At 59.9% G+C, this 15,368-nt stretch carries 8 protein-coding genes; 7 read left to right on the forward strand and 1 reads right to left on the reverse strand.

Annotation, left to right across the window (positions count from 1 at the left end; genetic code table 11):
- Nucleotides 1-154: 154 nt before the first annotated feature.
- Nucleotides 155-1,192 carry a hypothetical protein gene (locus tag J2741_RS03510; protein ID WP_209673653.1) on the reverse strand — a complete coding sequence of 346 codons (1,038 nt, stop codon included), beginning with the start codon at nt 1,190-1,192 and terminating at the stop codon, nt 155-157.
- A 325-nt stretch (nt 1,193-1,517) separates the two neighbouring features.
- On the opposite strand from J2741_RS03510, the gene J2741_RS03515 reads away from it, so the two are divergent.
- The 7 genes from J2741_RS03515 to J2741_RS03560 all read left to right on the forward strand — a co-directional run bounded on the left by J2741_RS03515 (nt 1,518) and on the right by J2741_RS03560 (nt 14,652).
- On the forward strand, nt 1,518-2,681 hold the full coding sequence (locus J2741_RS03515) for a PKD domain-containing protein (RefSeq protein WP_245249377.1): 1,164 nt from the start codon (nt 1,518-1,520) through the stop codon (nt 2,679-2,681).
- Between the two features lie 2 nt (nt 2,682-2,683).
- Nucleotides 2,684-8,428, forward strand: a complete 5,745-nt coding sequence (locus J2741_RS12890; protein ID WP_245249380.1) for a PKD domain-containing protein — start codon at nt 2,684-2,686, stop codon at nt 8,426-8,428.
- 230 nt (nt 8,429-8,658) lie between these two features.
- Nucleotides 8,659-9,468 (forward strand): hypothetical protein, encoded by an 810-nt coding sequence (locus J2741_RS03540; protein WP_209673654.1) that lies wholly within the window; start codon nt 8,659-8,661, stop codon nt 9,466-9,468.
- A 125-nt stretch (nt 9,469-9,593) separates the two neighbouring features.
- Complete coding sequence (locus J2741_RS03545; protein ID WP_209673655.1) at nt 9,594-9,947, forward strand: hypothetical protein; 354 nt, start codon at nt 9,594-9,596, stop codon at nt 9,945-9,947.
- A 213-nt stretch (nt 9,948-10,160) separates the two neighbouring features.
- On the forward strand, nt 10,161-11,924 hold the full coding sequence (locus J2741_RS03550; protein WP_209673656.1) for an ABC transporter ATP-binding protein: 1,764 nt from the start codon (nt 10,161-10,163) through the stop codon (nt 11,922-11,924).
- On the forward strand, nt 11,921-13,753 hold the full coding sequence (locus J2741_RS03555) for an ABC transporter ATP-binding protein (RefSeq protein ID WP_209673657.1): 1,833 nt from the start codon (nt 11,921-11,923) through the stop codon (nt 13,751-13,753). The genes J2741_RS03550 and J2741_RS03555 overlap by 4 nt, the downstream gene beginning before the upstream one ends.
- Nucleotides 13,750-14,652 carry a polyphosphate kinase 2 family protein gene (locus J2741_RS03560; RefSeq protein WP_209673658.1) on the forward strand — a complete coding sequence of 301 codons (903 nt, stop codon included), beginning with the start codon at nt 13,750-13,752 and terminating at the stop codon, nt 14,650-14,652. The genes J2741_RS03555 and J2741_RS03560 overlap by 4 nt, the downstream gene beginning before the upstream one ends.
- Nucleotides 14,653-15,368 lie beyond the last annotated feature (716 nt).

Below are 15,368 nucleotides of genomic sequence, written 5' to 3' on the forward strand. Positions count from 1 at the left end.
TTCCTGAGAACTTCGCCCCCGCCACTGCGGCAGCCCCCAGCGCGATATTCCTGGCATAACTCTACCCTGGGCAGAAATCGCTTAATTTCAAATGGAAAACATGTTCCGGCCTGCGACATCCAGGCATATCAATATAAAAAAAAAGAGGCCGCCCCTACGCGATGCCCGACTCGTACTGCATTTTCTTGTGGAACATGGTGATCAGCCCGTCGGCTGTCGTCTTTTCCGTGTAGGCAAGGTCTTCTGCCTTTTGCACGCTGTTCCCCATCGCTTCCTGCGCATGGACGTCGAGGTATGCCGCAATGGACCCGGATGCCGGGGTGAGCTGGCCTGCCGACGTAACTCCCCTGGCTGTGATCTCGTATCCCAGCCCGACCGGCACTCCGGCATCCGCCGCGATGAATCCCGTGTCCGCCGAGGTCGCAAGAGATACCCTCGTCATGTCGAGGGTGCTCCCGGCGGTGGCGATATTGCAGAAGACCGGAATGAATTCGGTGCTGTCTCCCGCGAACGGACAGATCACGCTTCCCGGGGCTCTCGACCAGTTTCCTGAGAGGTCGACGAGAATGCTCTCCGACGAGGTCATCCTGCCCGTTTCCGTCCCGATGAACTCCACAACCTTCTCCGCCTTCAGGTTGTTTACGCCGGGAACCCTGTTCGCCGTTGATATGACCATCGACTTGGTGTAGCTGGTCTTCCCGGCGACTGCGACCGTCTCTTCGCGGTAGGAGCTCACCGCATGGATCTCCTCGGGATCCAACGGAGTAGTGGCCAGGGAGAAGGAATCGTTCGCGTAACGGGCATTATACTGGGTCCCTTCCGCGAGCGGTTCGAGGATCCCTGTGCCCAGGGGGAAGAAGATGAAGCCGTTCGTATACCCGAACTCGTAGGTCCCGGGTGGAAGCGTTGTTTCGATCTCCTCCGGTCCGGGCGCCGACGCGACGATCTGGCCGTCGGAGACCCGGCGTATCGCCGATGAGAGTGATGACGGGAGATCGGTGATGGCAAACGAGACGATCACATAGTCTTTCGGCCTCGTGGGCGAATCGACGGTCCAGATCACCCCGTCGGTCTCGGTGACCGTACCGAGGCAATCGATGGCGGTAAACGACGAAAAGTCCTGGGTTTCGGGCGTTGCATTCACCGGGCGGTCTGCAAGAACGCAGGGGGTGCACAATAGTCCTATACCCATGAGAATCCCCAGAAAAATCAAGCGCATTTTCATGTAATTCCCTTATCAAATTTCAATAGTCAGATATTATAGGTTGATTTATTAGAACGTTGTCATTTATTTTTGTACGTCTTCCATAATCCACCATGGATCGATTAAGTGAATTTAGACAGAGAATTTGAAAAAAAACAACAAAGGAAGTATTTTCTGTCCTGACCCGGTGTAAGGCGGCCTCATAAACTTAAGTTAATTAAGTTAACATATTTGAAAAATAAATAAGAATATTTTTAGTTGGGCGAGCAGATACCCCTGTGTAAAATTCTCCTGTGTCGCGCGGGGGGTGTGTATGAAATTAATCGAAAATGAGTGCGTTATAGCTATTCTCTGTATTTTTGCGGCATTCCTGGTGGCGGTGCCACCTATGGCAGCCGCAGGTACCACGAACGTCACCATCCTGAAGTATGCGAGCGACGGAATGACGGTCCTCAATCAGACGACCGTTGACTTCCAATGGATGCAGACCAATCTCCCGGTCTACGGGGACGGGTACACCCATTACTATCACCAGGGCCCTGTGATGAACGATACCATCGCGGACAAGTGGAACCCGTCGGAGAACGATCCCGTAATCCTGACCAAGGATATGGGCGCCGTGAAAGGCACCGACGTCAAGGACCTCTGCAACCTCGCCGGGGGGATGTCGCCCGGGGACTATAATGTCACCCTTAAGGCACCTGACGGTTTTAAGAAAGCTTTTGCCTATTCCAGCGTGTATACGCCAACGGCCCGTGCCGGGAAGATCGTACTCACCTGGTACAAAGCCGGCGAAGGCTACGTGAACGGCAACTACAACGCCGGTATGCGGAATGTGATGTTCTCCGATACGACGACCAACCCCTGGCATGTGAACGTCTTCGGCCTCTGGGACATGCACGAATCGTACCCCGAGGAGTTCTGGTACTTCTACCAGCCCGGACTTCCTAGCACCACCGGCCTCTCGGTGCAGAACATCAACCAGGTCCTGATATTCTCGGACTTCCCGGTCGCTTCGTTCTCCGCCAATACGACCTCGGGCTATTCTCCCCTTACCGTGTCCTTCTCGGACGAGTCGACCGGAACGGGAATAACGTCCTGGCAGTGGGGCTTCGGTGACGGAAACACTTCCGGACTGCAAAACCCGGGCCATACCTACCCGTCCGCGGGCAATTACACCGTCACCCTGACGGTCACCAATGCCCAGGGGAGCGATCCCACGACCAGGGTCGAGTACATCGAGGTATTGCAGGGACCGGTTGCGTTCCCGGGGAAGACGAACCTTCCCACCGACCCCGACGGGGACGGGATATACGAGGACATGAACGGGAACGGATTTTCGGACTTTAACGACGTGGTCCTGTTCTTCAAACAGATGGAATGGGTCCAGGCGAACGAACCGATCGTGCTCTTCGACTTCAATCACAACGGCATTATCGATTTTAACGATATTGTGCGGTTATTTAAGGAGATCTGACCATGCTTTCGAGAAAAATTTCCGGATTACTGATCGCGCTCGCACTCTTTGCGCTGATCGGCCCGGCCGCGGCATTCGCCCTCACCGCTGAGGACGTGCATGCAGACGGCATCGGGGGTACCGCCACCATGAACTTCCTCCTCGACGAGGCCCCGAACGGTCTCGCAGGGTTCAACATCACTGTTTCCCTCGCCGATCCCGATGTTGGCGAAATAATGAGCGTGAGTTACCCGGCCTGGGTATCCCAGCACGACAACGCAACGCTCCCGGCGGACAGCGCCTGGATCAAGACCGTCGATATGGGCTCGGGGGATTACGGGAACATCGGACCCGGTGCGACCGACATTCCCCTTGGGACCATCACCCTCCGGGGGGACGCCGAGGGGACCACCGGCGTGATCGTCACCATCAACCAGATGAGCGATGACGAGGGGTCGAACATGTTCCCCACCGTAACTCCCGGCACATTCACCGTTATCGTCCCGCCCGTCGCGGAATTTTCCGCGAACCAGACCAGCGGGGATGCGCCTCTAATCGTGCTCTTCACTGACGAATCCACCGGCGATCCCACCTCGTGGGCATGGAATTTCGGCGATTCGGAGACCTCTGACGAGCAGAACCCCGTTCATACCTACGCTGCGGCCGGGAACTATACGGTAACCCTTACGGCCAGCAACTCGGCGGGGAACGACGACGAAACAAAGACCGACTATATCACCGCAAATGTGGCAGTCCCTGCCCCGACAGCGGATTTCAACGCGGATCAGACCTCGGGCATCGCACCGCTCTCCGTGCAGTTTACCGATACTTCGACCGGTTCGCCCGACACCTGGTCCTGGAATTTCGGTGACTCGGCTACCTCGGAAGAACAGAACCCCACCCATATATTCACGGATGTCGGGACCTACACGGTTACCTTGACCGTGACGAACGCAGGGGGAAGCGACACCGAGACGAAGACCTGGCTGATAAAGGCTACCACCGAAGACGGCCTCGTCCCGCTCGTGGCCCCGCGGCATATTTTCATCAATGTGGCGAATCCCGACGGGGTGAAGTACGACCTCGACGGAGCGCTCTACAGCGGACCGGCGGATACCTATTACATCAAGGCCGATGGCGGGGGGCTCAACGAGCTGGGACTCTCGCACACCAACGAGACCGCAGTCGCGAAAAGCCGGACGAACACCTCGCAGGGCTCGGGGGCATTCTACCTCACCAATACGGGAGGAAGAGGCTACGATGACGACCTCATCCTGTGCCTCGCGGTAAAAGGACCGATTGCCGATGACTTCAGCGTCAATCTCCGGTCGAGCGGGTACACCTGGACGCTTCCCACCGTGGTGAACGCCCTCCCCACCGATCCCTCGTACAATGCGGGGGGTATCGACCTCACTTTCCATAAAGAAGACTTCCAGTACGGGCCCCAGTCCTGGAAACCGGGCCCGGGAGACCTGTATACCCCCTCGCTCCCGTTATACGTGGGCGAGGACATCCACGACGAATCGAACGAGTTCTACCTGATGTTCATCGATCTCGGGGTAGGGAACATGAACCCGGGGAAAGCGTGGCCCGCGGGAATCCTCCCTCTGGTGGATAACGGCGCCGCGAAGGTGGAGTACACCTTCAGCAACATGGACACTATGGCGACGTTCAACGGCTATGGGTGGACCTACCTCGCGAACCAGGGCCAGGGGATCTCCTGGACGAACAGCATGGACCCCCCGAACTATAGCGAGTTCATCGTGACCGGTATCGTGGAGCAGGTGGAACCCCCTGTGGCAGCCTTCACGGCAAACGTCACTTCGGGGACCATTCCGTTCGCCGTGCAGTTCGCGGACCAGTCGACCGGGAATCCGACCTCCTGGGCCTGGGACTTCGGTGACTCCGGTACATCCGACGAGCAGGACCCCGTGCACACCTACACCGCTGCCGGCACGTACACTGTCTCCCTGACCGCAACGAACGACGGAGGATCGGACACGGCAACCGAGCCGGATTACATCACCTCGGGTTCAGGCCCGTCCATCGACACCCTCTTCAACGGTACCGTGACCCTGGCATCAGACGGCACGTTCACGGTGGTACCATATCAAAACCTTACCAACACCTGTACGGTGAACAGCACCACTCCCCTCGGGGCACTCAATGCTGCGTCGCAGCTCGGTTCGGGATTCACCTACCTGGTGACCGATAAGAAATACTACGATTCCGGCATCCTGATGCTCGACGGCGTGGGGAGTTATCTCTATAACAAGACAGGAACGGTCACGAAGACCTGGATCTGCCAGGTCAACGGGGTGACCCTCGACGACTACACCTACCCGGCAACAGACGGGCTGAACCTGAAGACACTCCAGAACGGGGACCAGGTCGATTACTACTACGGGATCAAACCGATCACCCCGGCGAACGCGACCGCTGCGGTGAAGATCACGGTCCGGGCCGAGAGCGCCCCCGGAGACTGGTCGCTCACCATGCGGGGGAAGGTCACCCGGACCATCACCAGGGCAGACTTCGAGGATGCGCTCGCGTGCCTCCCGTCGGGACACAGCGTGACCTGGACGGATGCAAACGGGGCCGTCTGGGGCGGCATACCGCTCTGGACCCTGGTGGGAATGGTCGATGACATCGAGGGCGGAAGCCACTATACCTTCAACGACGCCCTCGCCGCGGAAGGCTACTCGGTGAAGGTCAAGGCGCCCGATTACAACACCAGCCTTTCCAGCGCCGATATCGCGAGAAACGACGGATATATAGTCGCAAACACCCTCAACGGGACCGCCCTGCCGGAGACCACCGATGCCGGGAAGCCCTGCTGGCCGCTCATGCTGAAGGGATCGGCGGTCTTTGGCGGGCAGCAGGTCGGCGGCATGAACGAGATCGAGCTCGTCGGGCTGCCCGAACCGCCCGCAGGGTGGACGCTTTCCATGGAGGGTGACGTCACCGATGTCATTACCCAGGAGTATTTCGAGCAGGCGATCGCCTGCCACCATAACGTCACCTACACCGACGCTGCCGGAGCGGTATGGACCGGTGTCCCGCTCTGGGACCTTGTGGGGAGCGTGGACGACATTGAGACCACGAACCACTGGACATTCAACGACACCAGGGCGACGGACGGCTACACCGTCAGGGTCATCGCCGGCGACGGGTACAACCGTACCTTCGCGAGCGCCGACGTCAGCCACAACAACGGATTCATCGTGGCGAATACCCTCAACGGCACCGCTCTTACCGGCACCTCCGCACCCCTGAAGATCGTGGGACCTGCGACCACCTCAGGCGGACAGCGGGTAGGGAACATCGCGACCATCCGGTTGGAGGGACTGCCTTCCTATCCTGCGGGAGAGTACAACCTCACCCTGAAGGGGAAGATCGGCGACGTCATCAACCAGCCCGAGCTCGAAACATGGATCGCCCAGTATGGCGTGGACTACACTGACCCGAACGGGGCCGAGTACCACGGGATCCCCCTTTGGATGCTCATGGGATGGGTCGACGACCGTATCCCCACCGGTGCGTCCGGGTTCAATGACCTTGCCGCTGCGGCCGGCTACAAGGTGATTGTCAAGGCCGGAGACGGTTATTCGAAGGAATTCACCAGCGGTGCGATCGGCAAGGACGACCGGTTCATCGTTGCGAACACCCTGAACGGCACTGCGCTGCCCCAGGACGGCTCGCACCCGCCGTGGCCCCTTCGCCTGGTCGGAGGGGGAGCGACCGGGTCGAACAGCGTAGGGAACATCGCCGAGATCGAACTCACCGATTTCCAGACCCCGGTTGAGGCTCCCCCGCTCCATATCGTCAAATATGCGGCCGACGGGGTCACCGTCGTGAACGAGACCACCGTCACCCGGGAATGGATGGAACAGAACCTCGCGGTGGTCGGAGACGGTACGACCGTCTACCGGTTCGAGGCCATCACCAGCAATACCTCGAATATCTGGGATCCCGAGGAGACGTATCCCGGCGGGTACAAGATTGCGAACGCCGTGAAAGGCAGCCGTGTCCGGGATCTCTGCGAGCTGGTCGGCGGAATGGGCTCCGGCACCGATATCAAGTTCATCGCGAGCGACGGGTACGAGACCACGCTCCCCTACTCGTCGATCTACACCGACCCCGCCGTCCAGGAACGCCAGGGAGACGCCATACTGGCCTGGTATGCGGACGGTAACTACGTACCGGCATACGTGGACGGGATGCGGCTCTTCTTCACGCCCGGCGGCGACCACGTCTACGGGCAGTGGGACATGCACGAGACGCTCCCCTCTACCTACTGGCACTATTATTACGACCAGGGGACGCAGTTCCCGTCATGTGCCGGGCTCTCGGCCAAGCTGATCACCACCATCAACATCTACTCGGAGCCTTCCGCCGACTGGACCCTCGTGCTCGACGGGACCCGGGTCGGAGGGCTCAACTACACCGTGAGTAAGAACTACTTCGAACAGGCCCTCGCCTGCCAGTTCGGTTCGAACCACTCCGCAACATACACCGACAGCAGCGGTCGCATCTGGGAAGGGATGCCGCTCTGGTTCCTGTGCGGGTTCGTGGACGATGCCGATCAGCACTCGAGCAACTCCTATAACGACACGCTCGCGCTCGCGGGCTACAACATCACGGTATCTGACAGCACCGGGTACTCCGCGACTTTCGACAGCAGGTACACCATCAGGACTACGAATTACCTCATGGCCAACACCCTGAACGGGTCCCTGATAGCGGAGACCGACTCCAGCTGGCCGCTCCGGCTGGTCGGCGCAAACGTCACCGGGTCGAAATCGGTGAGGAACGTGGCCTCCGTGGTGCTGTCCCCGATTGCGGCGGAAGTACCCACGGGCCCGACGATATCGGTGGTCCCGGCGTCAAACAGCACCGCTGTTGACGGCGTCGCAGAGTACCGGATAATCATCAACACCCTCCCTGAGGGCCTGTCCGGGTACGACCTGGTCGTCTCGCTGGGGAACACCAGCGTCGCGGATATCGTCGGGGTGAGTTATCCGGCCTGGGGATCCATGAGTAACACCGGGACGCTCCCCGGAGATTCGGTGAGGATAAGTTGTGTCGATGTCGACCGGCTAGTCCAGGACGGCGCCGCGAACCAGGTGCTGGCAACCGTTTCGATCGCGGGGACGGTCCCTGGCACGAGCGAAATCCTGCTGAGCGAGGTCCACATGGACGATGATGACGGGGCAGTGATGACGCCGGACCTCGTGAACGGGCAGGTAAGTACCTTCAGCGAGCTCGCTGCCGGGTTCTCGGCGAACACCACCTCCGGGACAGTTTCGCCGCTCGGGCCTTTCACCGTCGCATTCACCGACGAATCGACCGGAAGCCCGCTGCCTACCTCCTTCGCCTGGACCTTCGGTGACGGGAACACCTCGTCCGATGAGAACCCGGTCACCCGCTACTTCCAGCCGGGCCTGTATACGGTAAGCCTCACCGTCTCCAACGCGTATACCTCCGACGCACTGACCGTGCCCGATTACATCGCGGTCACCCGGTACGTGAAGCCCTTCCCGGGATACGCCAACCCGCCGCTCGACCCGGACACGGACTACTTCTTCGAGGACATCAACGGGAACGGAAGGCTCGACTACGATGACGTGGTCGTCTTCTACCAGAACATGCAGTGGATCCGGGACCAGGCCGACGTAGGGATCCTGCCCTATGACTTCAACGGGAACGGGAGGATCGATTACGACGACGTGGTCCTCCTGTACTGGGAAGTCCTGGAGAGCCCGTAATTATGAAGGACGGCGGGGCCACCCCTTTTTTTTTCGTGATACCACCTGAAGGGAGGGTGACATGAGATCGCTTGGGAGGAGCCGCGCCCATCTTCGCCTCGGTCCCGGGTTCATCCCCGGGTCGTCAAGAGCATATGCACAACCGTTTCGTCAGGTCCATCTCCCCCCGGGCAGATACCTGATCAGGAGATCAGCGAACTTCCAGAGAACAGGAGAGTGAAAATAGAATCATGAAGTCCAGTTCAGCTATCGTCGTGCTGGTACTCCTCGCCGCGGGGATTATCGCGAGTTGTTCGGCGGCACCGGCACTGAGTTTTCAGCCGGGGAGCGTCTCGATCGTGAGCGGGGGCGTCTCGACCCTCAACCTTACCCTGAACGAGGCCCCCGAAGGTCTCGCGGGATACGACTGCGTGGTCAGGATCACAAACCCCGGTACGGGGGTAATATCAAGCGTCCAATATCCCGCATGGGCGGTGATGCATAACACCACCGCCCTCGTTGACGGCGGACTGCGAATCAGCGGAACAGACATCGATCTAGAGATAGATCCCGGCGCCACAGACATCGTGCTCGCAACCCTCACGGTCCGGGGTATTTCCGCGGGCTCTTCAGCAGTTACCGTGAGTTCGGTGAATATGGATGCCGACGGAGGAGGAATGATCACTCCCTCTCTCGGTTCCGCGACGCTCACCGTGACCGGGACGGGCGGTACTTCCGGCGGTGGTGGCGGCGGAGGAGGAGGGTCGTATTATCCGTCCACTACCACCCAGGCGACCGCCACGCCCACTGTTGCCGCCACGATCACCACGGAACCCACGACCGTCCCTGCGACCCCCCGCGAGACTGTCACTACCGTTTCTGAAGAGACTCCTGTCGACGGCCTGCTCTCTGTGCCGGATACGCCGGTAGTCCCCGGCCCCGATGCCACGGAGAATCCCCAAGGGTTTCCCTGGGCTTGGATCGTTGCAGCGATAGTTATCATCGCAGCAGCCAACCTCGTCGCGGTCGGTATTATGAAGTTCCGGCAGAAACGGGAGTAATTTTTTTTCCTGCTCCGCCACTACCTTTTTTACCTTCACCGATTGCCCGTCCGCCCCGCAATACCCACCTGCACGGAGAGAATGATTTTATTCCCGGCCCCCAACAGGTCTTATAGGTATTATCCATGAACTTCCGGACATTCTCTATCGGGCTCATCCTCCTTGCGCTCCTCCTCCCCGGAGCCGTTTCCGCGGCACTTCCGGCCACCTTCGACAGCCGGATCCTGATCCCCCCGGGCCGTCTTGCGGGATTCGGGACGAACAACCTCACCGCGATCGGGGCCGGACACGACCAGGGGTTGAGTACGGGTGAAACGATGACCTGTACTGAAGTGAGGGGACGGACCCTCTGCTATTACTATCACCGGAACCCCGCCGGACCCGGGGCCCCCGTGTCGATGGTCTCCCAGTCGGACGTCCCCGATAATATGCTCGCGCTCTTAACGGCGCTCAAAGGAGCCGGTAACAGCCCTTCGTGACCATCCGGCAGCACCTTGAGAGAGGACCGATACGGGTCGTATCCCTTTTTTCCTGAGTTCAACTCCAATACCGAAGCGGAGGTCGTGGCCCGTTCGCTCTCCGGTTTATTTTAAATACCACACCTTCCATGAGGTGTAGTATGCACGCGGTTGTCTCTTTTCATAAATCCGTCCCGATGATCCCCCGGACCACGGCGAAAGGAGCCTGATACCATGCCTCTCCTGCCGAACCTCAGGCGGCTCATGGTGATTTACAAGGGGAACTGGCGGTGGATCGTCCTTTCCCAGGTCTTTGTGCTCCTCGGGGCCCTGTTCATGCTCCTCATCCCGGTACAGGTGGCATCGCTGTTAAACGACGGCGTCCTTGCCGGAAACGTCGAGAAGGTGATCGACAGCGCCCTCAACATGATATTGTTCGCCCTCCTCGCGGGGGCGTTCTCACTCGCAAACCTCTACGTTGCGGCACGGGTGGGAGAAGGAACCGCACATTACCTGAGAAAACAGGTATATGAGAAGGTCCAGACCTTCTCGTTCGGAAACCTCGACCGGTATCCGGTGGGAGAACTCCTGGTCCGGTTGACCAACGACATCTACCAGATCAACATGGCGGCGAACTACGCCACCCGGTACGTGCTCTATGCCCCGTTCATGATCCTGGTGGCCCTGGTATTCGTATACGCCGGCAGCCCCGACCTGGTCTGGATATTCGTCCTGGTGATCGTGGTCACCGCGATCCTCTTCTCCGCCATCTCCATGATTCTCCAGAAACAGTTCAGGAACCGTCAGCAGAACCTGGACAAGGTCAATAACGTCCTTCAGGAGGACTTCGCGGGCGTAAGGGTGGTAAAAGCGTTTGTCCGGCAGGACTACGAGAACGCGAGGTTCGCAGAGGTCAACGAGCAGTTCCGGAAGGCATCCGTCTCCCCCCTGCACACCAACGCGTTCATGCTCCCCTCCATATTCCTTATCCTCGGGGTCTCCAACGCACTGGTGATCTGGTTCGGGGGGCTCGAGGTCATCGCCGGGACCATAGACGTCGGCCAGATCGTGGCCTTTACCCAGTATTTCTTCTTCATCCTCGCCCAGCTGTGGATCCTTTCGTTCGTGCTCCCCCAGATCATCGCCGCGGAAGCCTCTGCGGGACGTCTGGCGTTGCTCGTCGACACGCCTCCTGCGGTCCTCGACGCCCCGGGTGCACAAGACCTGGACCCCGCAGGGGTGAAGGGGAAGATCTCCTTCGAAGACGTATCGTTCTCCTACGACGGGCCCGGAGGGAAGGAATCGGTGAAGAACATCTCCTTCGTGGCGGAGCCCGGCCAGACGGTGGCGTTCCTCGGCGCGACCGGCTCCGGGAAGTCCACCATCGTGAACCTGATCCCCCGGTTCTACGACGTGACCCGGGGAAGGATCACCATCGACGGGGTCGACGTGCGGGAGGTCTCGCAGGACAGCCTCCGCAGGGTCGTGGACATTGCGTTGCAGGAAGCGGTCCTCTTCTCGGGGTCCATCCACGAGAACATCGCGTTCGGAGACCCCGACCTGCCCTTCGACCGGGTGGTGGAGGCTGCGAAGGTGGCGGACGCAGACGGTTTCGTCTCGGCGATCCCCGAAGACTACGAGTCCAGGGTGGCCCGCAGGGGGGCGAACTTCTCCGGCGGGCAGCGGCAGCGGCTCTCCATCGCCCGGGCGGTCGCTCCCCGCCCCCGGGTCCTGATCCTCGACGACAGCACCAGCGCGGTGGACGTGGCGACCGAGGCCCGCATCCAGGGTGCGATGAACACGATGCTTGCGGGGACCACCACGTTCATCGTGGCCCAGCGGATCAGCACCGTGCTCCTCGCGGATACTATCCTCCTCCTCGACCAGGGAGAGATCGTCGACCGGGGCAGCCACAGGGAACTGATGGAGAAGAGCCCCCTCTACCGGGAGATCTTCGAGTCGCAGCTCGGGGGCATCTCGAGGGAGGAGATCTCATGAGCCCCTCCGTGAGCGCCCTGGAAAAACCGACCCGGAAACCGGGTGCGGGGGCGATGAAATCCCTGGTCCGGGCGATGAAGTACCTGGGTCTCCGGAAGGGACGTCTCGTGGTGGTACTGCTGCTCTTCGCGGTCGGCACGGTCTCCTTCATCTTCCTCTCCATCCTGCTGGGTATCGCGGTCAACGCCCTCTCCGGCACAGTGGATCCCGCAAGGCTTTACAATGCGGTGATGGCGATGGTGGTGCTCTCCGTCGTCGCCTTTGTCACCTACTACCTTGGATATTGGCTCCTTGCCGGCGTGACCCAGGACGCCCTCTTCAGGCTCCGGCAGGACCTCTTCGAGCACATGCAGACCCTCTCGCTGCGGTTCTACGACCGACAGCCGATCGGGGAGCTGATGAGCCGGGTGACGAACGACATCGACGTGATCACTGCGTTCTACCAGCAGCCGCTCGGGACCCTGCTCATGGGGATATTCATGCTCATCACCACCCTTGTCGCGATGTTCCTGATCCACCCCGGCCTGGCCCTCGTGGCATCCATCGCCATCCCCATGCTGATGGGGCTGGTCTGGCTCCTCGCAAGGGTGGCGGGACCTGCGTTCGCACTCCTCCAGGAGCGTCTCGCCGACCTGAACGGGCTGATGGAAGAAACGATCGCAGGGGAGCGGACGATTATCGCGTTCCGGCAGCAGGATCCCATGGCGGAGCGCCAGGGAATGGTCTCGGAGGAGGCACGCGAGGTAGGCACCAAGGCCCAGGTCCTCTCCCTGGTGATCAACCCTCTCACCGTGCTGGTCACCAACCTGGACGTGGGGATCGTCGCCCTGGTAGGGTCGGTGATGATCATCAACGGCACCCTCACGGTGGGGGTCCTCACCACGTTCCTCTCCCTGACCCTGCTCTTCGTCCTCCCCATGGTCACCATATTTGCCAATTATAACTTCATCCTCTCCGCGGGGGTCAGCGCCCGGCGGATCTTCGCGATAATGGACGAACAGGCGGACGTAGTGGACCGCCCCGGAGCAGTCCCCATCCCCGCGGTCGACGGGCACGTCGTCTTTTCGGACGTGGATTTCTCCTACGTCCCCGGGAGGCAGGTCCTGAAGAAGAACACCTTCGAAGCCCTCCCCGGCCAGATGATCGGGCTCTGCGGCCCCACGGGCGCGGGAAAGAGTACCATCATCAACATTCTCACCCGGTACTACGACATCGACAGCGGAAAGATCGAGATCGACGGGCAGGACCTCTACGGGGTGACCCAGGACAGCCTCCGGAAACAGATCGGGGTGGTCCTCCAGGAGCCCTTCCTCTTCTCGGACACGGTTATGGCCAACCTGCGGTACGGCCGGGAGGCGGCCACCGACGAGGAATGTATCGCCACTGCGAAGGAGGCGAACTGCGACGAGTTCATCACCCGGCTGCCGCAGGGATACGAAACAGTTCTCACGGACGGGGGGAGCAACCTCTCCCAGGGCCAGCGCCAGCTGCTGACTATAGCCCGGGCTATGCTCGCAAATCCCCGGATCCTCATCCTCGACGAGGCGACGAGCAACGTGGACACGAGGACGGAGAAGAACATCCAGGACGCACTCAGGAAACTGCAGGAAGGACGGACCAGCTTCGTGATCGCCCACCGGCTGAGCACCATCAAGAACGCCCACCAGATCCTGGTGATCAACAACGGCGAGATTGTAGAACGGGGGACGCATGAGAGCATGATGGCATCGAAAGGGTTCTATTACGACCTCTATATGAGCCAGTTCAAGGGGAGGATCGCGGATATCCTTCCCGGTGGAAGCGGAGGCGGGAAGGAGGAGAAACGATGATCAAGGATAAGATTCTCAAAAGACTCCGGGTGGTCCCGGGGAAAGGCGTGTCGCTGAAGAATTTCGGGACCGGCTGGGCCCAGAACGATGAGTTGAAGGATGCGGGAAAGGAAGCGGTGAAAGAGCGGGCGGGGGAGATCCTCCAGGCGAACAGGGAGGCACTTTCCGAGGCACAGGAGCTCCTCTGGGCGAGCGACTCCCATTCGGTGCTGATCGTGCTCCAGGGGATGGACACCGCCGGGAAAGACGGCACCATCCGGCACGTGATGTCCGGGGTGAACCCCCAGGGGTGCAGGGTATACTCGTTCGGCGTCCCCACCGCAGACGAACTGGACCACGATTATTTCTGGCGTTATATCCTGAAACTCCCCGCGAAAGGGGAGATCGGCATCTTCAACCGGTCGTACTACGAGGAGGTGCTGGTGGTCAGGGTTCACCCCGAACTGCTGGACAAACAGCGGCTTCCGCCCGGAAAACGGGGAAAGAAATTCTGGGAGACCCGGTACCGGGACATCAACGAGTTCGAACGTCACCTGGCCGCGAGCGGGACCCTTATCCTGAAGTTCTTCCTCCACATCTCGAAGGACGAGCAGAAGAAACGGCTTCTTGAGCGGTTGGAGAACGAAGAGAAGTACTGGAAGTTCTCGCTCGCCGACCTCGCAGAACGCCGCTACTGGGACGAGTACCAGGATGCCTACGAAAAGATGCTCGAGAACACCAGCACGGAACATGCCCCCTGGTACGTCATCCCTGCGGACTACAAGTGGGCGGCCCGGGCACTGGTTGCCGACGTCATCACGACCAGGATACAGTCGCTCGACCTCCATTACCCTGCGGTCACCCCCCAGCAGATGGAAGAAATACGGCGGGCACGGGAAATTTTGAGAGAAGAGGAATAATACCTCTTTTTCTTTTTATGGAGTGTTCCATATCGGAGCGGATCGCCGTCGCGTGTCCCGGACCAGATTATTCATTCCTCCACATGCCCGGTCCACGGCTATGTCGTGGGCGGGTCAGGTAAGATCGCCATTTGCTATCAAATTCCGAAGGCTCCCAGGGGCTCCGCCTCTGCCGCAGTCGCGGACCCCAAACGTGATAAACTTCTCCGATGGTGGGGGATAATTCTGGCTTTCTCTAATTGGTTCATTCATACACATGCCCGGTCAACGACTATCCCGTGGGGGGCCAGGGGGGCTCGCCCCCCGTCATCAATGATTTCAGACGCTCCCAGGGGCTCCACCCCTGCCGCTGTGGCGGACCCCAAACGGGATAGACCGTTCTCCGATGAATGGGGATAATTCTGGCTTTCCTGCCTAATTGGTCATTAGTATTCATTCCTGGTCCTCAACTTTCCCGTGGGGGGTCAGGGGGGCCGCCCCGTCGGATACTCCCCGAATGGGCACAGATATGTGATGAGGAGTCAGATTTTACCCACGGATTGCCCATACTCCTACTCATTCCACCACCGTCTCCGTGCGGGTCAGGGGAGCTCGCCCCCCGTCTGGTTGTAATTTTACAGGAAATACTCCTGCAGCATCCTGAATTCAACAAAAAAGAATACCCGATTTCCAACTTATCTGTCCGGTATCCTGAACCCTCTCTCCTTAACGCAATT

Source organism: Methanolinea mesophila (genome assembly GCF_017873855.1).
Classification (GTDB): Archaea; Halobacteriota; Methanomicrobia; order Methanomicrobiales; family Methanospirillaceae; genus Methanolinea_B; species Methanolinea_B mesophila.

Bases quoted from the DNA above. Each gene is read 5' to 3' on its own strand.
- J2741_RS03510 (WP_209673653.1), bottom strand. From the start codon at position 1,192: ATGGGTATAGGACTATTGTGCACCCCCTGCGTTCTTGCAGACCGCCCG.
- J2741_RS03515 (WP_245249377.1), top strand. From the start codon at position 1,518: ATGAAATTAATCGAAAATGAGTGCGTTATAGCTATTCTCTGTATTTTT.
- J2741_RS12890 (WP_245249380.1), top strand. From the start codon at position 2,684: ATGCTTTCGAGAAAAATTTCCGGATTACTGATCGCGCTCGCACTCTTT.
- J2741_RS03540 (WP_209673654.1), top strand. From the start codon at position 8,659: ATGAAGTCCAGTTCAGCTATCGTCGTGCTGGTACTCCTCGCCGCGGGG.
- J2741_RS03545 (WP_209673655.1), top strand. From the start codon at position 9,594: ATGAACTTCCGGACATTCTCTATCGGGCTCATCCTCCTTGCGCTCCTC.
- J2741_RS03550 (WP_209673656.1), top strand. From the start codon at position 10,161: ATGCCTCTCCTGCCGAACCTCAGGCGGCTCATGGTGATTTACAAGGGG.
- J2741_RS03555 (WP_209673657.1), top strand. From the start codon at position 11,921: ATGAGCCCCTCCGTGAGCGCCCTGGAAAAACCGACCCGGAAACCGGGT.
- J2741_RS03560 (WP_209673658.1), top strand. From the start codon at position 13,750: ATGATCAAGGATAAGATTCTCAAAAGACTCCGGGTGGTCCCGGGGAAA.